The following is a 20935-nucleotide window of genomic DNA, read 5'->3' on the forward strand; positions in this document are numbered from 1 at the left end:
ACCGCCGCCTGGATTCTTGGAAAAGGCTGATTCGCCCAACCCCGGAGCGGCATGCAATTGTTGCACGGGCAATTCTTGCACGGGGATGACGGTGCGCGGCGGGCGGCTCCAAATCACGGAGACCACGCGTCGATACTTGGGCCGCGTCATGGCCGGAACATAAGGCGGAATCGGCCAAAGTCAATGCGGACGTGCATGAAACTGCTGAAAGAGCTTAATTTTTAGCCGTTTTGGGGCCCTGGCATCCGGCGCCGCCGCAGGGTTTCGGTCGGTGCCTCGCCAAACGCTTCGCGATAATCCTGCGCGAAGCGGCTGGGATTGGCGAAGCCGCAGCGCAGCGCCACGCCCACCACGGTCGTGGCTGCTCCGGTCTCGAGCAAATTTCGCGCGTGGCTGAGCTTGGCCCGCTTGGCGTAGGCCGAGGGCGAGTAGCCGCGATGTTTGATGAAGGCGCGCGTCAGCGTCGAGGTGCTGACGCCGGCGGCGCGCGCCATATCGTCGATGCCGACGTCGTGTTCGCAACGGCTGTCGGCGAAATGTTCGGCGATGCGTACTGCCGAGGGCACAGCCGTCGTGTCGCCTTCGCCGAGCAGGCGGCGGAGATTGTGCGATGTGCAGTATAGAAGCTGCGATACGCAGGCGAGTTCGATCTGCTCGAGCGTCGCCTTGGGCCACACCGAGAACGCAGGATCGAGTCGGCCGGCGAGCAGCAGCACGAGATCGCGCAGGCCCAAATAATGTGGATCTTCGGCGGCGACCTGCGGTTCGAAGAGGATCGCCGCCCGAGGCGCGAAGCCGGCCAGTGCGACGAAGCATCGCTCTACCATCCGCTCCGGGACGCGTAGCACGAGCTCTTCGTAGCCGGCTTCATAGTCGAGCAGAGCCGGGCGTCCGGGCGAGCAGACGAGCGCTTCGCCGGGGCCGATCTCGACGCGCCGGCGCTCGTCTGCCAACGCAGCCCGTCCGCACAGGCACAGATGCAGATGCGCGGCCTTGCTGCTCTTTATCGGCACCGATACCGCCGTCGCGCTGGCGCAAAACAACAGCGACAAATTCGGCAGATCGGCGATGTTGGCGCGGGTGAAGAAACCGTCGGTTTGCCGCGTGGATAGATCGAAGCCGAAACGGCTGCGCATCAACTCCCGCGCCAAGGCGGGATCGCGGGTGCGCAGGACCGAGAATTCCTTGAGAGGTTCGACGCCGTCGTAAGGCGCATCGGTCATGGTCGACGGCCGTTGTATGCAATCACCCATCGACAGGCTGTTAGTTGGGCGAGCGCGCCACTTTCGCTTTGTGCGTCGTCAAGCCGACGGCATCCTTTGTCCATTGTGACCGAATTCGTACTCACGTTGAATTATGCGTTCTCAGGCAGATTAGACCCCGTCGATGCGGAATCGCGATCGAGGGATCGAGAATGACGAATATGATCTGATTGCATGCAGCCGCAACGCCCATTTCGCCGCATCCCGCTGCGTCGAACTGTTCGCGCAGATGCAAGAGTTAGTTCGCTGAAAAGACCAGCACTGGATCGTCTCCCGAGAGACGAGAGCGACGATCGTGGCGCTGCCGGCCGGCGCGCAATCGATGCAGCTCGACGACGGCGTACTGTCGTACGCCTGCTTCTCGCGACGTCGGAGGATGTGCGACGTCGGACTGGAATTTCACCAAGAGGCCTCAGCATGAAATTATCCAATGTTAAAATCCTCTACAAAATTCTCGCGTGCTTCGCTCTGCTCAGTACGGTCGTTGCCGGAGGTATTTGGTATGCAGCGTCGAAAATGGACGAAATCGATCGCTCCTACGCATCGATTCTCGAAAACGACGTGCAGGGAATGAAAGCGAATTTTCGCGCCAATGCCCGTCTCTACAACTTTGGACGGTTGAGTTGGCGAATGATCGCCGAGACCGATCAGGCGGTGATGCAGCAACTGAGTCAGGAGATCGCGCAGAACCACAAGGAGTTCGGCGACTTCATCGCGCAAGCGAAGAAAAGCCTGCCGTCCTATGCGTCGGAATTCGAGCAGATCGGCCGGATGTTCGACGACATGATGGCCAAGAAATATCCGCCGCTGGAGAAGGCGACGATGGCCAACAACAACGACGACGCCATCAAGTTCGCCAGATCCATGGCGGCGGACAATCATGCTCTGCGAACCGCGCAAGCCGCGATCACGGCCAAGCTCGACAGGGAATTCATCGACAAGTCCCAGGCAGCGACCGCGAGCGTTGCCAGCACCGTCAAGCTGACGATCCTGATGGTCGGAGGTGGCTTCCTGGCGGTGCTGGCGATGGCCTTCGGCGTCATCCAGTTCGGTGTCGCCCGGCCGATCGGTCGCCTTGTGTCCGACCTGCAGGCGATGGCGCGCGGCGAAGAGGTCAAGGTGGCCGGTACCGAGCGAGGCGACGAGATCGGCCAGACGGCCAATGCCGTCAACGGCATCAAGCTGATGCTCGACGAGAAGGCCAAGCACGAGGCCGAGGAGAAGGTGCAGCAGGATCTGCGCATGGCTGCGCAGCGCAAGCAGGACATGATCAAGCTTGCCGGCGATTTCGAAGCCGCGGTCGGTGAGGTGATCCGCGCGGTATCGTCTGCTTCTACCGAACTGGAGGCTTCCGCCAAGACGCTCACCTCGAGCGCGCACCGTTCGCAGGAGGTGACGACGTCGGTCGCGGCTGCGTCCGAACAGGCTTCGGCGAATGTGCAGTCGGTGGCCTCGGCGACGGAAGAGATGGCGTCGTCCGTCAACGAGATCAGCCGTCAGGTCCAGGAATCGGCGCGCATCGCCAATGATGCGGTGACGCAGGCTCACAGCACCAACGAGCGCGTCGGTGAGCTCTCCGCCGCGGCTGCGCGCATCGGCGATGTGGTCGAACTGATTAACTCGATCGCCGGCCAGACAAATCTGCTGGCGCTCAATGCCACCATTGAAGCAGCGCGCGCCGGCGATGCCGGCCGTGGCTTCGCGGTCGTGGCCGCTGAGGTGAAAGCGCTGGCCGAGCAGACCGCCAAGGCGACCGGCGAAATCAGCCAGCACATCACCGGCATCCAGAGCGCGACCGATCAGTCGGTGGTGGCGATCCGCGAGATCGGTGCGACCATCTCGCGGATGTCGGAGATTGCCTCCACCATCGCCTCGGCGGTGGAAGAGCAGGGCGCCGCGACGCAAGAGATTTCGCGCAACGTCCAGCAGGCGGCACAGGGCACGCGGCAGGTGTCGTCCAGCGTTGTCGACGTCCAGCGCGGCGCCAGCGAAACCGGCTCGGCTTCGAGCCAGGTGTTGTCGGCGGCGCAGTCGCTCGCCAACGACAGCAACCGGTTGCGCAGCGAGGTCGGCAAGTTCCTCCAGACCGTCCGCGCAGCGTGAGCGCGTGACGAGGGTGCGGACCGCCTCCCCAGCGGTCCCGCATCTCGGCAAGGCCGGATCGCCTGCCTGACCCCCGCCGAAACCGGTTGAACCCCGCTCGTGTTCTGACCGACTATGGCAAGGCGGCGCGATCCGGCCGCGCATCGTTTTGGGGACATGTTCGGATGAGACCGCTGCGGCGGGCAATGGCGGCGATTACCGCTGTGACCACGCTTCTCATTGTTGTGCTGTCGCCTGAAGGCGCACTCGCCGCCAAGCGCACCGCGCTGGTGATCGGCAACAACGATTATCGCAACGTGCCGAAGCTGCAGAAGGCGGTGAACGACGCCCGCACGATGGCGGACGCGCTGCGCAAGCTCGGCTTTCAGGTGATGACGGCGGAGAACCAGACGCGCAGCGGCTTCAGCGAAAGCCTGCTGGCGTTCGACGCCACCATCGAGCCTGGCGACACCGCGTTCTTCTTCTACGCCGGCCACGGCTTCGAAATCGCCGGCCAGAACTTTTTGCTGCCGACTGATGTCCCGGCCGCCACCGAAGGCCAGGAAGAACTGGTGCGCGATTCCTCGATCATGGCCGATCGCATCGTCGAACGGGTGCAGAACCGCGGGGCGCGGACCGCCATCCTGGTTTTCGATGCCTGCCGCAACAATCCGTTCGAACGCCGCGGCGTTCGCGCATTGAATGGACGTGGCGGTCTGGCGCCGATGACCACGCTACCCGAGGGCGTGTTCTCGATCTTCTCCGCCGGGCCGCGGCAAACCGCGCTCGACCGGCTGTCGGAGAACGATCTCGATCCGAATTCCGTCTTCACCCGCATCTTCGCCAAGCAGTTGCTCGATCCCGGCGAAAACCTGGTGCAGGTCGCGCAGCGGACGCGCCGCGCGGTGAGCGAGATGGCCGACACGGTCGGCCACAAACAGGTCCCGGTGTATTTCGACCAGATGGTCGACGACGTGTTTCTGAATGGCCCGCCGAAGCTCGATGCTGCGACGGCGCAGCCGCCGCAGAAGGTCGCGGCACTGCCGCCGGTGGCGCCGCTGAAGCCGCCGACCGCGGAGGCGCTGAACGCGCCGATCGCCAGCTTCTCGCGTCACAACGGCGGCTGGACGGTGTCGTTCTCGCTGCTCGACCCGGCGCTCGGCATTTCGTGGCGGATGGGCGAGGGCGCATTCCGCGAAACCGGCTTTCTCGACGCGCTCGACCCGCGCACCCGCAAGCGCATGCCCAATCCGTCGATCCAACTGCCGCCGGACGCGCCGGCCGGCACCATCGAAATCCGCTACGTCGACGCCCAGGGCGAGACCCAGGGGCCATTTCCAATTAAGTTCGAGCCGGAAGCAGCTCTGATCCGCGACCAGCGCAAGATCCTCGACATGACGGCCGGGAGCTGGCTGGCGTTCGGCGGCTACAACACGCCGCTGCTCTACTACACGCACCTGATGTCGTATCGCTGTGCCATCCGCGAAGCCAAGATCGGCATCGACAGCGCGGTACCCGACAAGGTGTTGAAGCTGCCGGCGTGCGACATGCGCGACCCGGTCGCGATCCCGAGCGACGCGACGCCGTATTTGAAAATCCCCGGCAGCGTGAAGTCGGTATCGGTGGAGCTGACCTATCGCGACGGCAGCGTTTCGGAGATCAAGACGTTTCGGAAGTAATAGTCCGTAGGGCGGATAAGCGAAGCGCCATCCGCCGTCCTCTTCGTCGCGATGCCGTTGGCGGATGACGCCTTCGGCTTATCCGCCCTACGATGCTGCGATCTTCGCCGTTGATCCTTCACCTCGCTGTGCGATCATGCGAACGCGGCGCCGTAGTCGGCGTTGTCAACGACAACAATCGACGCCGGAGGCCTGCCATGGACGCCACACCGCAACGCGATCCTGGTCGCCGCTCGCTGTCGACGACCTGCTGCATCGTCGGCGGCGGCCCTGCCGGGATGATGCTCGGCGTGCTGCTCGGCCGCGCCGGCGTCGACACCATCGTTCTCGAAAAGCACGCCGACTTCCTGCGCGACTTCCGTGGCGACACCGTGCATCCCTCGACCATGCGGGTGCTGCACGAACTCGGCTGGCTCGACGCTTTCCTGCAACGGCCGCATCAGAAGCTCGTGCGGATCGGCGGCGATTTCGGCGGGCGCTATCTGCACGTCGCCGATTTTTCAAAGCTCGACGTGCCGGCGAAGTTCATCGCCATGATGCCGCAATGGGATTTTCTCGATTTCCTCGCCGAGCAGGGCGCGCGCTATCCGTCGCTGAAACTGCTGCGCAAGACCGAAGCGGTCGATCTGATCGAGGACGGCGGTCGCGTCGCCGGCGTGGTGGCGAAGACGGCCGAGGGATCGCTCGAGATCGAGGCTGATCTCGTCATCGGTTGCGATGGCCGGCATTCCATCACCCGCGCTCGCGCCGGCCTCGAAGTCGAAGACATCGGGGCGCCGATCGATGTGCTGTGGTTTCGCATCGGCCGCTCCAAGCAGCAGATCGAGCCGGCATTCCTGCATGCGGTCGCCGGCGGTTTTCTCGTTACCATCGACCGTGGCGACTATTGGCAGTGCGCCTACATCATCGGCAAGGGCCAGACCGACGCTGTGAAGGCGCGGGGACTCGATGCGTTCCGCGCCGGCATCGTCGCAATCGTGCCGGCGCTCGCCGAGCACATAGCCGACGTCAAAAGCTGGGACGACGTCAAGCTGCTCACGGTCACCATCGACCGGCTGCGGCACTGGTCGCGGCCGGGCCTCTTGTGCATCGGTGACGCCGCGCATGCGATGTCGCCGGTCGGCGGCGTCGGCATCAATCTGGCGATCGCCGACGCGGTGGCGACGGCAAATGCGCTGGCGGAAAAGCTGCGGACGCGCGGCGTGACGGCGGCCGATCTCGACGCCGTGCAGGCGCGTCGGCTGCTGCCGGTGAAGATTATCCAGGGCGTGCAGGTCGCAGTGCAAAACCGCATCATCAATCCGGCGCTGCACGGCCAGATCGATCCGCCGGCGCTGCTGCGGCTGGTCGATGCGGTGCCGGCGCTCCAGCGCCTGCCGGCGATGCTGATCGGCCTAGGCGTGCGGGCGGAGCATGTGCGCTCGCCAATTACAACGCCGTAGGGTGGGCAAAGGCGCGTAGCGCCGTGCCCACGCGGCTTGCGCCGCTTCAAGCGTGGGCTTCGCTGCCGCTCAGCCCACCCTACGAGCCCGATCGGATTACGACCGCCGCGAGATGAAGATCAGCAACACGCCGCCGAACGCGGTTGCGGCGCCGTACCACATCCATTTCGACTGATTGATCATCAGGCTTTCGGCCGGCCACTGGATGATGCCGGCGCCCTGGGCGGCCCAGAGCAGGCCCATCAGGACCGAGATGATGCCGATGACGAGGAACAGTGTGCGCATAAGCCGATTACGCACGCTTTGGCCGCAGCTGGCAAGGGCGAGGGCGTCGGACCAAAGGCTAGCCGCCGCGAAGCGACAGGCTGATGCGGCTGACGACGCTGTCGAAGCGCCGCTTCTCGGTCGCCGGGTAGTTGATCAGCACGCAATGCATCGCGGCGCCACCGCGGTTGCAGCGATTGTACCAGATGCGGCCATTGCGGACGCTCGACACCGCGAAAAACCGCGGCGTGACGCGGCGATAGATGATGCCGGAGGGTGGATTGCGCGACGCCAGGAAGGTCGCCGGAGGGGCGCGGTTCGGGTTGGGGATCGACTGCACCGTCAGATCAGCACGGCCGTCGGCGGTGGTGAAGCGACGGCCGGAGCCTTCCTGCGCCGCACCGCCGTCCTCGCTGAAGATCGCGCGCGGAACATCTGCATGGGCGCCGCTGTCGGCAATCGTGTAGCGCTGCCAGTCGAGGGCGGGTTGGGCGTATGCGAGATTGGGGGCGGCCAGGGCGAGCGACCCGAACAGCGCGAGCGCAGCAAACCGCATATCGTCTCTCCTGAGCCCGTGATCAGTCTGTGAACGCGGTCAGCGCGGCGAAGTTGCGGGAGAGCTGCTGAATGCAGTCTGAACGCCGTAACTACACGTCCAGCATCTCGTCGCTGGCGAACTCCGCCTTGTCGCTGATGAAGGCGAAGCGCGCCTCGGCCTTGGTGCCCATCAGGCGCTCGACCGAGTCGGCGGTGCCTTCGCGGGCCTCGGGGAGCAGCACGACGCGCAGCATGGTGCGCTTGCTCGGGTCCATCGTGGTTTCCTTGAGCTGCGCAGGCATCATCTCGCCGAGGCCTTTGAAGCGGCCGACCTCGACCTTGGCGTTGGCGTTGAATTCCTTCTTGAGCAGCTCTTCCTTGTGGGCGTCGTCGCGGGCGTAGACCGTCTTGGCGCCGTGGGTCAGGCGATACAGCGGCGGCACCGCCAGATAGAGGTGGCCGTCGTCGATCAGCTTCGGCATCTGCCGATAGAAGAAGGTGATCAGCAGCGAGGCGATGTGAGCGCCGTCGACGTCGGCGTCGGTCATGATGATGATGCGGCTGTAGCGCAGATCCTCTTCGCGATATTGCGCGCCGGTGCCGGCGCCGAGTGCCTGGATCAGGTCGGACAATTGGGCGTTGGCCACCACCTTGTCCTTGCCGGCCGAGGCGACGTTGAGGATCTTGCCGCGCAAGGGGAGAACCGCCTGGGTAGCGCGATCACGCGCCTGCTTGGCGCTGCCGCCGGCCGAGTCGCCTTCGACGATGAACAGCTCGGAGCCTTCGGCCGCGGTCGAGGTACAGTCGGCGAGCTTGCCGGGCAGCCGCAGCTTCTTGACCGCGGTCTTGCGCGAGATTTCCTTTTCCTGGCGACGGCGCAGCCGCTCTTCGGCGCGCTCTATGACGAAGTCCAAGAGCTTGTTGGCCTGCACCGGGTTGCCGGACAGCCAGTGGTCGAACGGATCCTTGATGGCCTGTTCGACGATCTTCTGCGCTTCCGCAGTGGCGAGGCGGTCCTTGGTCTGGCCCTGGAATTCCGGTTCGCGCACGAACACGCTGAGCATCACCGCGGCGCCGACCATCACGTCTTCCGAGGTGATCGAGGCGCCGCGCTTGCCCTGGCCGACGCGCTCGGCGTGATCCTTGAGGCCGCGGAGCAGGGCGCTGCGCATGCCGGCTTCGTGGGTGCCGCCGTCCGGCGTCGGCACCGTGTTGGTGTAGGACGACATGAAGCCGTCGGCATCCGCGGTCCAGGCCACCGCCCATTCGCAGGCGCCGTGCGCGCCGTTGCGGCCGCTCTTGCCGGCAAAGATGTCGGGATGCACCAGCGTGTCGTTGTGGATCGCGGCGCCGAGGAAGTCCTTGAGGCCGCCCGGGAAGTGGAATTCATCCTCGGCCGGGACGTCTTCGATGCCCTTGAGCAGTTCGGGATCGCACTTCCAGCGGATCTTCACGCCGCCGAACAGATAGGCCTTCGACCGCGCCATCTTGAACAGGCGCTGCGGTTTGAACGCCGCCTTGGCGCCGAAGATGTCGGTATCCGGCTTGAAGCGAACGCGGGTGCCGCGGCGGTTGGCGATCTTGCCGAGGCTCTCGAGCTTGCCCTTGGGGTGGCCGCGCTCGAACACCATGCGGAACAGCTGCTGATTGCGCGCGACTTCCACTTCAAGACGCGACGACAACGCGTTGACGACGCTGACGCCGACGCCGTGCAGACCGCCCGAGGTCTCGTACACCTTGCTGTCGAATTTGCCGCCGGCGTGCAGCGTGCACATGATCACTTCGAGCGCCGACTTCTTCGGGAATTTCGGATGCGGATCAACGGGGATGCCGCGGCCGTTATCAGACACGGTGAGGAAGCCGTCGGCGCCGAGCTCGACCTCGATGAAGGTCGCATGGCCGGCCAGCGCCTCGTCCATCGAGTTGTCGATGACTTCCGCGAAGAGGTGATGCAGGGCCTTCTCGTCGGTGCCGCCGATATACATGCCGGGGCGACGCCGGACCGGTTCGAGCCCTTCCAGCACCTCGATGTCGGCAGCGGTATATCCATCTTCCGCGCCCGCCGGCTTGGACGCCGCCCGCGGCGCGCCGGCCTTCGGCGCGGCTCCGAACAGGTCGCCGGGCTGTTTGGATTTTGAGCTCGCCTTCAATGCTTTGGCCATGATCTTTGGAGTCGGTCCTTAAAGGGTTGCGGGCCAGGCAGACGCGCTGCCGGCGCAGCCGAAGCCGCGAATCGCTGTACTGCACTATGCCATGACGGGCGGCCGCTGTGCGGGAGGCGCGGAAGCGGCCGGGCTGCGCCCCGGTCGCCGCCATATAGACGCGCCACCCTCGGATGAGAAGCGCAGCACCGTGCCGCATTGCCGCCATGCCGGTCTGTTCCCACCTCTGGGGGACTTGCCGCAAGCGCGGTGCGAGGCGCGGTCTCGCCATGCTATGCGACAGCAGCGTGACGCGGCCGGCCGTGGCGCGTGCCCCGGGACCGGTCGCTCAAGACGGAATATGGAACAGCATTTTCATGCACTTGCCGAGTTCGTGCGCCTCCACCAAGGGTGGGCAGCGCCGATCGTGCTGGTCTTGGCATTCGGCGAGTCGCTGGCGTTCATCTCGCTTTTGGTCCCGGCGTGGGGCGCGCTGGTGGCGATCGGGGCGCTGATCGGCGTGTCGGGCATCAGCTTCTGGCCGGTGTGGCTCGCCGGCGGCATCGGCGCGGCGCTGGGTGACTGGCTCTCTTATTGGTTCGGCTACCGCTACAAGGAGCGCGTCGCAGCGATCTGGCCGCTGTCGAAGTTCCCCGGGCTGCTCGAGCGCGGCGAGGATTTCGTTCGCAAATGGGGCGTGCCGAGCATCTTCATCGGCCGCTTCTTCGGCCCTTTGCGCGCCTCGGTGCCGCTCGCGGCCGGCATCTTCGAGATGCCGTACTGGCAGTTCCAGATCGCCAACGTGGTGTCCGCCCTGGTGTGGTCGGCCGTGCTGCTGCTGTTCGGCGACGTCATCTCGCTGGCAGTGCGGGCGCTATGGGCGGCGCTGTGACCCGCCCGGCGCCTTTCAATTCGCTGACAGGAACTGCCTGATCCTGGATCGCACCGCCTCCAGGTGCGTGAACAGCGCGACGTGCTCGCCGCCCTCGACCGCCATCAGCTCGCCGCGGCGGGCCTGCTGCGCCACCCGCGCGGCGTGCGCGAACGGCACCACTTGATCGGCCGTGCCATGGATCGCCAGCAGCGGCGGCTGCAGCGCCGCGACGTCGATCACCGGCATGGCCTCGAAGGTCGACGTGTCGGCGAGCGTGCCTGGCAGCCGCTCGGCCATGCGGACGAAGACACTGGCCTGCAGCTCGGCCAACATCGGCCCGGCGATCGGATCGGCCAAGGTGCGGGCGCGCAGCTCCGGGTCGCGGATCGAGCGCTCCGCCGCCTTGGCCGGATCGGACAGCGCGCGCCGCCGCATCAGGCTGACCAGCCAGGGCAGGCGGGCGATCCAGCGCATCATCGGCAACCGTTGGCGCACCTGCGGCGGGATTGCCAGCGTCCCGGTGCAGCACGACACCAGCACCACAGCGCGGCAGCGCGCCGGGTGGCGCAGCGCAAAGTGCAGCGCCGACGGGCCACCGGCGGATACCGCGATGACCACCGCCGTCTCGATGCCGAGCTTATCGAGCAGCGCCGCGTAGAGATCGGCTTGTGCCTCGGGCGTGGTGCCGCTTTCCATCGGTGTGCCGAGATAACCCGGCCGCGACAGTGCCAGCACCCGATAGGGCGATGCGTCGCCGAGTGCGGCGCGAGCCAATAGCAGGGTCTGGTCGCAGCCGCCCATGCCGCCGTGTAGCGCCAGTACGGCGGGACCGCGGCCGACGTCGATCAGTTCGACTGGCCCGCGCGCGGTTTGCATCAAGCCGGGAGTGAAGGGGGCGCGCGCCTCGGCGCCGCCCCGGATCAAGGGAGCAGACATGATTGCCTCTTGCAGAAATGTTGGCGTCAGGCCGCGAGCCGCGGCGCCAGGGCGCGGATCAGCGCGACCGCCTCGGCCGGCGGCTTCTGCTCGATGCGGCGATAGACGCGGCCGTCGCGGGTCCGCGTCATCATCCGGTAATCGCACAGCGCGCGGCGCAGCAGCGCGGCGTCACCGAAGCCGTGATGGACGGCGAGCAGCTCGCCGAGCTGCTTTTCGCTGAACTCGCGACCGGCCGGCACCCGTGACCACAGCACCCACAGACAGAGTTCGCCATGGCTTTGCTTCTTCGGCCAACGCGTCAGCGTGCCGGCGTGGTCGAAGTAGCGGGCGATCCGCGCGACCTTTTGCAGATCGAGCACCGGCGGCGGCTCCGGCGCGCGCTGCAGCTGTTCTTCGGCGTCGAATTGAGCGCGGAAGTGCTGGAAATTGCGGAAGCCGGCGGCGCGGGCGAGCAGGTTGAGCGTCTGGACGTGGCCGAGCTTGCAGTCCTGCGCCGCGAGTTCGCTTTTGAGCGCGCGGGCCAGCGCCGAGACATCATGGGCGGCGAATGGAAAAACGGTTCTGGTCATGACCTTATCCTCGGTCGTGCCGAACAAATGTCGATGGTCGCTGACTTTCGACGCGGCACGGGGACAAGTGTCTGCCGGGTGCGGAAATCGTGGCAGGTTTAGCTTCCCTCGCGGGACAGCGACGCCTTGGTGAACTGCCGACCAGTGGGCGCCGAAATACAACCCGCAGCGGCGATTTGCAAGCCGCAGTACGCTTGCGCCTTGACGTACCACCAAGCTGCAACTATCACCCGGCTGATGATCAACGCCGCGACCACCGCTACCACCCGCCGCCGCCGTATTTTCGCGGCTCGGGTCGACGCGCGTCTCGTCTAGCGTTCACCCCTGCCGCCGGTTCGGTCCGCGGCAGGTGATCGTCTCTCAAATCCCCCGCAGCACAGACCTTCCCGGCGGCTCCTCGTCCCACAGGAGCCTGAGCCATGTATGTGCCGCCTGCCTTCAAGCCCGACCGGTCCGCATCTTTGGCGTTCGCCGAAGCCCGCGGCTTCGGCCTCGTCTGCGCTCACGACGGCCGGGCGCCGATCGCGTCGCCGGTGCCGTTTGCGGTCAGCTATTCCAGCGATGGCACGCCGCTGCTGTCGTTCCACGTCGCGCGCCACAACCCGTTGGCGCGCCATGCCGACGGCCGCACGCCGTGGCTGATGGCGGTGTCGGGCGGTCATGCCTATGTGTCGGCCGACTGGTACGCGTCGCCGGACCAGGTGCCGACCTGGCTGTATCAGAGCGTGCACCTTTCCGGCCCTGCGGCGTTGATGTCGGACAGCGAGCTCGAGGCGCAGCTGAACGAGCTCAGCGCGCAGTTCGAGGCCGCGCTGGCGCCGAAGCCGGCGTGGACGATGGCGAAGATGACGGCGGGACGGCGTAACGCGATGAAGCAGGCGATTGTCGGGGTGATGATGCGGGTCGATCAGGTGGAGGGCAGCTTCAAGCTGAACCAGCACAAGTCCGACGCCGATCATGTCGCGGTGGCGGCCGCGCTCGCAAGGCAGGCCGATGCCGGCGCGCAGGCGATCGCCGCCGAGATGGTCGCGCTGCGGCCGCAACTGGATTACACAGCGCCGACCGCCGTCGGCGAACTTGCGTGAGGACTGTGACGATGACCCTGACCGATACCACGGACAAGACGGCCATCACCGCCAAACCGGCCGTGTTCATCGACGGCGCTGCCGGCACCACCGGCCTCGGCATCCGCGAGCGGCTGGCGCGGCGCGGCGAAGTGCAGGTGAAGGACATCGCCGAGGACAAGCGCAAGGACCCGTCCGCCAAGCAGGCTCTGATGGAGGAGGTCGACCTCGTCATCCTGTGCCTGCCGGACGACGCCGCCAAGGAAACCGTCGCGGTGATCGAAGCCATGGGCGCGGGGGCTCCCAAGGTGCTCGACGCCTCGACTGCGTTTCGGGTGGCGCCGGGCTGGGAATACGGCTTCGCCGAACTGGCGCCCGATCAGGCCGACAAGATCCGCAACGCCGGCAAGGTCGCCAATCCGGGCTGCTACCCGACCGGCGGCATCGCGCTGCTGCGGCCGCTGGTCGATGCCGGCCTTCTGCCGACGGACTATCCGGTGTCGATCAACGCCGTCAGCGGTTACTCTGGCGGTGGCAAGAGCATGATTGCCGCGTATGAGGCCGGCACTGCGCCGGCGTTCGAACTCTACGGCCTCGGCTTCGCCCACAAGCATCTGCCCGAGACGCAGAAATATTCGGGTCTGACGCGGCGGCCGATTTTCATTCCGTCGGTCGGCAATTTCCGGCAGGGCATGCTGGTGTCGGTGCCGCTGCATCTCGACACGCTGCCGGGCAAGCCCGCGGCCGGCGATCTCTACGACGCGCTGGCCAAGCGCTATGACGGCAGCACCTACGTCTCGGTGCCGCCGCGAGACGCCGCACCCTACACGGGCGGGCGGATCGAGCCGGAGGCGCTGAACGAGACCAATCAGCTCGAACTCTACGTGTTCGGCAGCGATACGCATCGTCAGGCGCTGCTGGTGGCGCGGCTGGATAATCTCGGCAAGGGCGCGTCCGGCGCGGCCGTGCAGAACATGCGACTGATGCTGGGCTTGCCGGACGGCGGCGGCGTCGACTAAGCCGGGGCATGACCCAGGCCTTCGATGACGACACGCTGCGGTTCTACCGCGGCAACGCCGCCGCTTACGCCGAGCGCAAGCCGGCCGGCGGCACGCTGACGCGTTTTCTCGGCGAACTGCCGCCGGGAGCCCGCATCCTCGAACTCGGCTGCGGCGCCGGGCACCACGCCGCGGAAATGCTGGCGGCCGGCTTCGACATCGACGCGACCGATGGCTCGCCCGAAATGGCCGCCGAAGCGTCGCGCCGGCTCGGCCGTCCGGCGCGGACGATGCTGTTTCATCAGCTGGATGCAGACGCCTTGTATGACGGTGTCTGGGCCTATGCGTGCCTGCTGCACGTGCCGCGCGACGAACTCGGCGCTGTGCTGACTCGCGTGCACCGCGCGCTCAAGCCGGGCGGCTTGTTCTACGCCAGCTTCAAATCCGGCGAAGCCGAGGGCCGCGACAAGCTGGCGCGTTACTACAACTACCCGTCCGAAGATTGGCTGCGCGCTTGCTACGCCGAAGCTGGCGCGTGGGAGTCCTTGACGATCGAAACCAGCGAGGGCAGGGGCTTCGATCAGGAAGTCGCAAGCTTCCTCCATGTGGTGGCACGTAAGCCGGCGGGGTGAGCCTGCGAGCTAGCGACTACGCGCTTCCGCTCAAGTCGTTCACTACGCCACCTCACATCGTCATTCCGGGGCGTGCGCCGCAGGCGCGCGAACCCGGAATCCCGATTTGTTTCGGCACCCGGCCGTTCCTACAACGTCGAGATTCCGGGTTCGCGAGCTGCGCTCGCGCCCCGGACTGACGGGTGTGGGGAGGGCGGCCACGGCCGCACGAGCCGCATCAGCGGATGAGCCCCATGACAGCGACGTCTACGTTCTCCCGTCATGGCCGGGCATGACGTAGTCCGTCGGGAGACGCATTTACGAAGCTGCGGCCGTCGTGCTTAATTTCCTTGGAACGAAGCAGGAAGCAGGAGGCGGCATGACGGCGACACCGGTGCTGGTGATCCTGGGCGCGGCGTCTGCGCTTGGATTGTATCTGGGGCTGCTCTATCTGCGCGGCGAGCGGAAGCAGGGGCTGGTTGCGTTGCATATGCTGCTTGGCTTCGGCGGATTGGAGACGCTGGTGATGCTGCTGCACGGCACGCCGGACGGAGCCACCACGACGGATACCGTGTCGTTCGGCAAGATCGCCGCCGGGCTGTTCGCGGTGTCGGCCTTTTCCGGCTTCATTGCCGCTCTGGCGCGGCGCTCTCCGGTCGGCGCAATGTTCTGCTCGGCACCCACGTCACGGTTGGGCTGGCGGGATTTGCGCTGTTTCTGGCGTGGGTATCGGGGACGTAGTCGCGGCCGTCCGCGTCGTCTAGCCTCGGAACGGCGCGCCGTTCGGCTTGATGCGCACGCCGGGGCGGAGTCGCGTCCATGGCAGCGACGCGGGAATGGCCGGCATCGCGCCGGGCGCGGCGCAGATCAGCAGCCGCTCTGCGATCGGCTGGAAGTCGGCGCGGAAATGCACCGAGCTTTTCACGACCAGCACGGCCTGTTCGGTCGGCTCGATGCCGACGAAGCGATACATCGCCTGATCGGCGAGCTGCGCCTTGTGCGACGCCACCACGACGCGGACGTCGCCGATGCGCAGGCAGGCCGAGGGACCCATCTCCATCTCGCGGCCGCCGTAATACGGGCCTGGCGCGACGAAGCGGCCGTCGGAGAGCTGCTCGACCACGAAGCTCTCTTCATACGGCGCGTCGCCGGCGATCCCTGACTTGCCGCCGAGCGCGAGCCGCACGGTGGCGCCGACGCCGGCTGCGTGCGCGGCCTGCGCCGAAGCCGGATCGTAGATCACACCGATCGCGGCGCGCTGAGCGTCGGCGCGCACCAGCGCGCGCAGCATGCCGGTGGTGTCGGAGTCGCCGCCCGCGCCGGGATTGTCCTGGGTGTCGGCGATGATCACCGGCTTGCTGGCGCCTTCCGCCAGCTGGATGGCCAGCTTGACGCCGTCGTCGGGCGAATAGATCGGGCCGTCGAAATCGTTCTCATGGCCGATTACCAGCGCCGCCACCTTGTCGGCTGCCGCGTCGGCATCAGCTTGCGTCCGGCCATAGGCGAACACGCTGGCGCCGCAGTCGGGGAAGTCAGCGGCCGGAAAGCCGGGCGCGAACGACAGCGTCTGCACGGCGTCGCTCTGCAGCGACGCTAGCTTGTCGTAGATGCCCTTGGTTGGCTGGTCGAAGGTGCATTGCCACGAGATCGGGATCAGGAACGGCAATTGCCGAAACGCTTTGGCGAACTTAGTCCCGCTGCTCAGCAGCAGCGCGAGGTGCTTGGCCGAAGCGCGGCCGGTGTCGGCCATGTCGACGTGCGGATAGGTGCGATAGGCGATCAGCGCGTCGGCGTGCTCGACCATCTGCGGCGTGACGTTGGCGTGCAGATCGAGGCTGACCACCAGCGGCAGATCGGGGCCAATCACCTCGCGCACGCGGGCGAGGATTTCGCCTTCGCCGTCGTCGAGATGCTCGGTCACCATCGCGCCGTGCAAATCGAGATACACCGCGTCGAGCGGGCCGGCGTTTTTGACGCCGTCGATCATGACTTTGACGACGCGCTCGAACGCATCTTCGGTGACGTGCGCCGAGGGACTGGCGCCGCAGGCGATGGTCGGGATCAGCTCCCAGCCCCGCGCCTCGGCGTCTTCGACAAAACCGGCGAGCCCGACATTGATGCCGCGCATCACCTTGAGCACGTCGGCCCCTGTTGTCATCGCCGGCCACCCGCCGCCGTGAACGAACGACTCCCAGGTCGCCTTGGTGGGCGCGAAGGTATTGGTCTCGTGCAGGAAGCCGCCGACGGCGATGCGGGTCATCAGTAATCTCTTTGAGGTTCGTCATTCCGGGGCGCGCGTAGCGCGAACCCGGAATCCAGAGGTTGTGGAAAAGAGAGATTCCGGGTTCGCGAGCTGCGCTCGCGCCCCGGAATGACTCGGGGAGGGGTGGATGCTTAGTTCACCATCGCTGCCGGCGCTTCGCTCACCGGCCGAAAATTCGCAAAATCCCAGTTGCGGCCGGGGGCGGCTTCGAGCAGTTGGCGGGTGTAAGCCTGCTTCGGATTGGTGAGCACTTCGGCGGCGGGGCCCTGTTCGACGACGCGGCCCTTCTGCATCACGGCGACGTCGTCGCAGATCTGCGCGGCGACACGCAGATCGTGGGTGATGAACAAAAGCGCGATGCCGAGCCGGGTCTGGATTTCGTCGAGCAACTCCAGCACCTGCGCCTGCACCGAGACGTCCAGTGCTGACACCGCTTCATCTGCGACCAGCACGTCGGGATCGAGCGCGAGCGCGCGGGCGATGGCGATGCGCTGGCGTTGGCCGCCGGAGAACTGATGCGGGAAGCGTGAGATCGCATCGGCCGGCAAATGCACCAGCTCCAGCAGCTGCCGCGCTTTGGCCATCGCCTGCGCATGCGGCATGCCGTAATTGATCGGCCCCTCGGCGATGCTCTCGCCGACGCTGACGCGCGGATTGAGCGAGCGATACGGATCCTGGAAGATGATCTGGATCTTCTTGCGGTGCGGCCGCAGCAGCCGGCGCGACAGATCGGAGATCTCGCGCCCGGCGAGGCGGATGCCGCCGGAGGTCGGATCGATAAGCCGCACGATGCAGCGCGCGACGGTGGATTTGCCCGAGCCGCTCTCGCCGACGATGCCGAGCGTGCGGCCCTTGTGCAGCGTCAGCGTCACGTCCTGCGCGGCGACGACTTCGCGGCGGCCGCCCATGAAGGAGCGCTCGCGATAGACCTTGCCGAGTTCGTTGGCTTCGAGAACCACCGAGAGCGCCTTCGTCTCGCGCGGCGCGCGTGGCACCAGGCTCGGCACCGCCGACAGAAGCTTGCGGGTGTAGTCCATCTCCGGCTGCCGCAGCACGGTGTCGAGCGCGCCGGTCTCGACCAGCCGGCCGGTGCGCATCACCGCGACGCGGTCGGCGATCTCGGCGACCACGCCCATGTCGTGGGTGATGAACAGCACCGCGGTGCCATGGGCCTGCTGCAGGTCGCGGATCAGCGTCAGTATCTGCTTCTGGGTGGTGACGTCGAGCGCGGTGGTCGGCTCGTCGGCGATCAAGAGCTTGGGTTCGAGCACCAGCGCCATCGCGATCATGATACGTTGGCGCTGGCCGCCGGACAGGCGATGCGGATAAGACGCGAAAATGCGCTCGACGTCGGGCAGGCGGACCTGCTCCATCATGGCAAGGATACGCCGCCGCCGCTCGCGAGCGGGCAGATCGGTGTGGAAGCGCAGCACCTCGTCGATCTGCTTGCCGACCGGCACCACCGGGTTGAGCGCCGTCATCGGCTCCTGAAAAATCATCGCCATCTGGCTGGCGCGCAGCTGCCGCAGCCGCCGCTCGCTGGCCTCAACGACATTCTCGCCGGCGAGCCGGATCTGCCCGCTCGAAACGTGCAGCGCGACCTTCGGCAGTAGCCCCATGGTGGCGAGCGACGTCACCGACTTGCCCGAGCCGCTTTCGCCGACCAGGCACATCGTCTCGCCGGGCTGCACGCTCAGCGAAATCCCGTCGATCACCTTGTCACCATCGCCGCTGGTGCCGAGCCGCACGACGAGGTTGTCGATCTCGAGAACGTTGTCGGTCATGTGGACCTCGCATCTGCACGCAATGACGAACGCCGAGCACGGCGTGCTCCCTCTCCCCGCGCGCGGGGAGAGGGCTGGGGTGAGGGGGCGTCTCCGCGCAGCAGAGAATCTCGGCTCTGGCGAGGCGCCCCCTCACCCGACAGCCTTCGCTGCGCGAAGCCTGCCGACCTCTCCCCGCGAGCGGGGAGAGGTGAGGGCCGTGCGTGTCGCAGAGTTGAGTGGTTTGTCATCGCGAGCCCTCGCGCTGCTTCATCCGCGGGTCGAGCGCGTCGCGGGCGGCGTCGCCGATCAAATTGACGCTGAGGATCGCGATCGACAGCAGCACGCCGGGCCAGAAGATCAGCGACGGCTTGATCTGGAACAGGGTGCGGCCCTCGGCCATGATGTTGCCCCAGGTCGGCGTCTCCGGGCTGATGCCGGCGCCGAGGAACGACAGGATCGCTTCGGTCAGGATCGCCGACGCGGCGATGTAAGTGCCCTGAACGATCAGCGGCGCGACCGTGTTGGGCAGCAGATGCCGCATCATGATCTTCGGCAGGCTGGAGCCGACCGAGATCGCGGCTTCGACGTAAGGCTCCTCACGCGCTGTCAGCACCACCGATCGGACCAGCCGCGCGACGCGCGGGATTTCCGGGATGGTGATGGCGATCAGCACGGTGGTCAGGCTGGCGCCCGACAGCGACACCACGGCGATCGCCAGCAGGATGCTGGGGATCGCCATCAGGCCGTCCATCAACCGCATGATGATCGCGTCGAGCCATTTGAAGAAGCCCGACAGCAGGCCGACGACCAAGCCGATCGCGATGCTGACGATCGCGGCGCCGAGGCCGATCAGCAGCGAGACGCGGCCGCCGTACAGGATGCGGGACAGGACGTCCCGGCCATAGGCGTCGGTGCCGAGCGGAAACTCGGCGCTCGCCGGCTTCAGCCGCAGCGCCGGCGCCAATTGCAGCGGGTCGTGCGGCGCCAGCCACGGCGCCAAGATCGCGGACGCGACTACTAGCGCCAGGCAGATCGACGCCGTCGCGATGATGGGGCTGGAGTACAGAAAGCCGAACCTCTGGCCGAACGGCCGAGTGATCGGCATCGAGGATTCGGGGAGGCTGTCGATGGCCATCGTCGTTCCCCTAATACCTGATGCGCGGATCGAGCAGCGTGTAGGCCACGTCGATCAACAGGTTGACGGCCACGTAGATGCCGGAGGTGAGCAGGATCATGCCCTGGATCACCGGATAGTCGCGCGCCAGCACGGCATCGACGGTGAGGCGGCCGATGCCCGGCAGATTGAACACGCTCTCGGTGACGACGACGCCGGAAATCAGCAGCGCGAATCCGGTGCCGATCACCGTGATCACCGGCACGGCGGCGTTGCGTAGCGCGTGGCGCAGAAGCACTCGGCTCTCGGTGATGCCCTTGGCGCGCGCAGTGCGGACATAGTCCTCGCCGAGCACGTCGAGCATTGCGGCGCGGGTCATGCGCGCGATCAACGCGATGTAGATGAAGGACAGCGTCAGCGTCGGCAGCACCAGCCGCTCGAAGAACGGCCCGAAGCCGCGCGACATGGTGCGGAAGCCCTGCACCGGAAACCAGCGCAGATCGATAGCGAAGACCTGAATCAGCACATATCCGATCACGAACACCGGCACCGAGAAGCCGATCACCGATAGCCCCATCACGAAGCGATCAATCCAGGTGCCGTGTTTCCACGCCGCGATCATGCCGAGCGGCACGGCCACGATGATCGACAGGATGATGGTGGAGATCGCGACGCTCAGCGTCGGTTCGATGCGCTGGCTGATCATCTGCAGCACCGGCACCTGCGAGATCAGCGAGACGCCGAGATCGCCGTGCAGCAGCTTGCCGATCCAGGTGAAGAACTGCGCGTAGAGCGGTTCGTTGAGGCCCAGCGAAGCGCGGATGCGGGCGAGCTGTTCGGGGGAGGCATTGTCGCCGGCGAGGATCGCGGCCGGATCGCCGGGCGTCAGCCGCAGCAGCAGGAACACGACGAGCGCGACCACGCCCATCACCGGAATGGCCGCAAGAATGCGGCGGATCAGGTAGCCGAGCATCGACGCTCCATCGTTGAAGCAGGCTTCCGATTAGTTGAATTTATAAGCGTGATACTGTTCGTCATATTTCCTTGGGTCCGTGCCGCGGATCGATGCGGATTTGCAACAGATCACCGAGCAAGTCCCATGCCATGGAACCATGGCCGATTAGTTGAGATACAGCGCGCATCAATCCAGCGTCGCGAGCAATCCCGCCATCAGGCGTCCGCGTTCGGCGAGGCTGTCAACTTCGATATGCTCGTTCAGCGTGTGCGCATCGGCACCGCGGACGCCGAGGCCATCGAGCGTCGGGATTCCCATCGCGCCGGTGAAATTGCCGTCGGATCCGCCGCCCGCACTGCCGTGGGCAGGCGACGC

18 protein-coding genes are annotated in these 20935 nt (G+C 66.2%); 7 read left to right on the forward strand and 11 right to left on the reverse strand.

Features of this window, described 5'->3' with window-relative positions; translation table 11 throughout:
- Positions 1-221 precede the first annotated feature (221 nt).
- Positions 222-1223, reverse strand: a complete 1002-nt coding sequence (locus I5M_RS27940; protein ID WP_022724411.1) for an AraC family transcriptional regulator — start codon at positions 1221-1223, stop codon at positions 222-224.
- A 456-nt stretch (positions 1224-1679) separates the two neighbouring features.
- Here I5M_RS27940 and I5M_RS27950 point away from each other — a divergent pair, with 456 nt between their 5' ends.
- The 3 genes from I5M_RS27950 (at position 1680) to I5M_RS27960 (ending at position 6465) form a co-directional block, all read left to right on the forward strand.
- A complete protein-coding gene (locus I5M_RS27950) occupies positions 1680-3365 on the forward strand; it encodes a methyl-accepting chemotaxis protein (RefSeq protein ID WP_031337856.1) in 1686 nt (561 codons plus the stop codon).
- Between the two features lie 185 nt (positions 3366-3550).
- Positions 3551-5023, forward strand: a complete 1473-nt coding sequence (locus tag I5M_RS27955) for a caspase family protein (RefSeq protein ID WP_022724414.1) — start codon at positions 3551-3553, stop codon at positions 5021-5023.
- 197 nt (positions 5024-5220) lie between these two features.
- Positions 5221-6465, forward strand: a complete 1245-nt coding sequence (locus I5M_RS27960) for an FAD-dependent oxidoreductase (protein ID WP_022724415.1) — start codon at positions 5221-5223, stop codon at positions 6463-6465.
- A gap of 96 nt (positions 6466-6561) precedes the next feature.
- Here the strand turns inward: I5M_RS27960 and I5M_RS27965 are convergent, their stop codons facing one another.
- The 3 genes from I5M_RS27965 to parE form a co-directional block, all read right to left on the reverse strand.
- On the reverse strand, positions 6562-6750 hold the full coding sequence (locus tag I5M_RS27965) for a hypothetical protein (RefSeq protein WP_022724416.1): 189 nt from the start codon (positions 6748-6750) through the stop codon (positions 6562-6564).
- Positions 6751-6808: 58 nt separating this feature from the next.
- The gene (locus I5M_RS27970) at positions 6809-7285 is read right to left on the reverse strand and encodes a hypothetical protein (protein ID WP_022724417.1); all 477 of its coding nucleotides are present in this window, start codon (positions 7283-7285) and stop codon (positions 6809-6811) included.
- 91 nt (positions 7286-7376) lie between these two features.
- Positions 7377-9428: a DNA topoisomerase IV subunit B gene (gene parE / locus I5M_RS27975; RefSeq protein WP_022724418.1), complete on the reverse strand. Its 2052-nt coding sequence runs from the start codon at positions 9426-9428 to the stop codon at positions 7377-7379.
- A 340-nt stretch (positions 9429-9768) separates the two neighbouring features.
- Between parE and I5M_RS27980 the strand changes: the two genes are divergently transcribed.
- On the forward strand, positions 9769-10299 hold the full coding sequence (locus I5M_RS27980; protein ID WP_022724419.1) for a DedA family protein: 531 nt from the start codon (positions 9769-9771) through the stop codon (positions 10297-10299).
- Positions 10300-10314: 15 nt separating this feature from the next.
- Here I5M_RS27980 and I5M_RS27985 read toward each other — a convergent pair whose 3' ends face one another.
- Complete coding sequence (locus I5M_RS27985; protein ID WP_031337861.1) at positions 10315-11217, reverse strand: alpha/beta fold hydrolase; 903 nt, start codon at positions 11215-11217, stop codon at positions 10315-10317.
- 26 nt (positions 11218-11243) lie between these two features.
- Entirely contained in the window at positions 11244-11789 is a 546-nt protein-coding gene (locus I5M_RS27990) for a DUF2087 domain-containing protein (RefSeq protein WP_031337863.1), read from the reverse strand.
- Between the two features lie 419 nt (positions 11790-12208).
- Here I5M_RS27990 and I5M_RS27995 point away from each other — a divergent pair, with 419 nt between their 5' ends.
- Genes I5M_RS27995 through I5M_RS28005 form a run of 3 tightly spaced genes read left to right on the forward strand, consistent with a single transcriptional unit; the run spans position 12209 to position 14483 of the window.
- Positions 12209-12874, forward strand: coding sequence for an FMN-binding negative transcriptional regulator (locus I5M_RS27995; protein WP_022724422.1), 666 nt, complete (start codon positions 12209-12211; stop codon positions 12872-12874).
- A gap of 11 nt (positions 12875-12885) precedes the next feature.
- Entirely contained in the window at positions 12886-13872 is a 987-nt protein-coding gene (gene argC, locus I5M_RS28000; RefSeq protein WP_022724423.1) for an N-acetyl-gamma-glutamyl-phosphate reductase, read from the forward strand.
- A gap of 8 nt (positions 13873-13880) precedes the next feature.
- Positions 13881-14483: a bifunctional 2-polyprenyl-6-hydroxyphenol methylase/3-demethylubiquinol 3-O-methyltransferase UbiG gene (locus tag I5M_RS28005; RefSeq protein ID WP_022724424.1), complete on the forward strand. Its 603-nt coding sequence runs from the start codon at positions 13881-13883 to the stop codon at positions 14481-14483.
- A gap of 739 nt (positions 14484-15222) precedes the next feature.
- Here I5M_RS28005 and I5M_RS28015 read toward each other — a convergent pair.
- The 5 genes from I5M_RS28015 to I5M_RS28035 form a co-directional block, all read right to left on the reverse strand.
- Complete coding sequence (locus tag I5M_RS28015) at positions 15223-16722, reverse strand: M81 family metallopeptidase (protein ID WP_022724426.1); 1500 nt, start codon at positions 16720-16722, stop codon at positions 15223-15225.
- Between the two features lie 134 nt (positions 16723-16856).
- The gene (locus I5M_RS28020; protein WP_022724427.1) at positions 16857-18509 is read right to left on the reverse strand and encodes an ABC transporter ATP-binding protein; all 1653 of its coding nucleotides are present in this window, start codon (positions 18507-18509) and stop codon (positions 16857-16859) included.
- A 226-nt stretch (positions 18510-18735) separates the two neighbouring features.
- Positions 18736-19626 carry an ABC transporter permease gene (locus I5M_RS28025; RefSeq protein WP_022724428.1) on the reverse strand — a complete coding sequence of 297 codons (891 nt, stop codon included), beginning with the start codon at positions 19624-19626 and terminating at the stop codon, positions 18736-18738.
- A 10-nt stretch (positions 19627-19636) separates the two neighbouring features.
- The gene (locus I5M_RS28030; RefSeq protein WP_022724429.1) at positions 19637-20578 is read right to left on the reverse strand and encodes an ABC transporter permease; all 942 of its coding nucleotides are present in this window, start codon (positions 20576-20578) and stop codon (positions 19637-19639) included.
- A 168-nt stretch (positions 20579-20746) separates the two neighbouring features.
- A partial coding sequence (locus I5M_RS28035) for a M20/M25/M40 family metallo-hydrolase (protein WP_031337866.1) occupies positions 20747-20935 on the reverse strand: 189 nt, incomplete at its 5' end.

This window comes from Rhodopseudomonas sp. B29 (assembly GCF_000333455.1).
GTDB lineage: Bacteria > Pseudomonadota > Alphaproteobacteria > Rhizobiales > Xanthobacteraceae > Rhodopseudomonas.

Coding starts and splice junctions, on each gene's coding strand:
- I5M_RS27985 (WP_031337861.1), bottom strand. CDS start 11,217: ATGTCTGCTCCCTTGATCCGGGGCGGCGCCGAGGCGCGCGCCCCCTTC.
- I5M_RS27950 (WP_031337856.1), top strand. CDS start 1,680: ATGAAATTATCCAATGTTAAAATCCTCTACAAAATTCTCGCGTGCTTC.
- I5M_RS27995 (WP_022724422.1), top strand. CDS start 12,209: ATGTATGTGCCGCCTGCCTTCAAGCCCGACCGGTCCGCATCTTTGGCG.
- parE (WP_022724418.1), bottom strand. CDS start 9,428: ATGGCCAAAGCATTGAAGGCGAGCTCAAAATCCAAACAGCCCGGCGAC.
- I5M_RS27940 (WP_022724411.1), bottom strand. CDS start 1,223: ATGACCGATGCGCCTTACGACGGCGTCGAACCTCTCAAGGAATTCTCG.
- I5M_RS28005 (WP_022724424.1), top strand. CDS start 13,881: ATGACCCAGGCCTTCGATGACGACACGCTGCGGTTCTACCGCGGCAAC.
- I5M_RS27980 (WP_022724419.1), top strand. CDS start 9,769: ATGGAACAGCATTTTCATGCACTTGCCGAGTTCGTGCGCCTCCACCAA.
- I5M_RS28030 (WP_022724429.1), bottom strand. CDS start 20,578: ATGCTCGGCTACCTGATCCGCCGCATTCTTGCGGCCATTCCGGTGATG.
- I5M_RS27990 (WP_031337863.1), bottom strand. CDS start 11,789: ATGACCAGAACCGTTTTTCCATTCGCCGCCCATGATGTCTCGGCGCTG.
- I5M_RS27960 (WP_022724415.1), top strand. CDS start 5,221: ATGGACGCCACACCGCAACGCGATCCTGGTCGCCGCTCGCTGTCGACG.
- I5M_RS27970 (WP_022724417.1), bottom strand. CDS start 7,285: ATGCGGTTTGCTGCGCTCGCGCTGTTCGGGTCGCTCGCCCTGGCCGCC.
- I5M_RS27955 (WP_022724414.1), top strand. CDS start 3,551: ATGGCGGCGATTACCGCTGTGACCACGCTTCTCATTGTTGTGCTGTCG.
- argC (WP_022724423.1), top strand. CDS start 12,886: ATGACCCTGACCGATACCACGGACAAGACGGCCATCACCGCCAAACCG.
- I5M_RS27965 (WP_022724416.1), bottom strand. CDS start 6,750: ATGCGCACACTGTTCCTCGTCATCGGCATCATCTCGGTCCTGATGGGC.
- I5M_RS28020 (WP_022724427.1), bottom strand. CDS start 18,509: ATGACCGACAACGTTCTCGAGATCGACAACCTCGTCGTGCGGCTCGGC.
- I5M_RS28015 (WP_022724426.1), bottom strand. CDS start 16,722: ATGACCCGCATCGCCGTCGGCGGCTTCCTGCACGAGACCAATACCTTC.
- I5M_RS28025 (WP_022724428.1), bottom strand. CDS start 19,626: ATGGCCATCGACAGCCTCCCCGAATCCTCGATGCCGATCACTCGGCCG.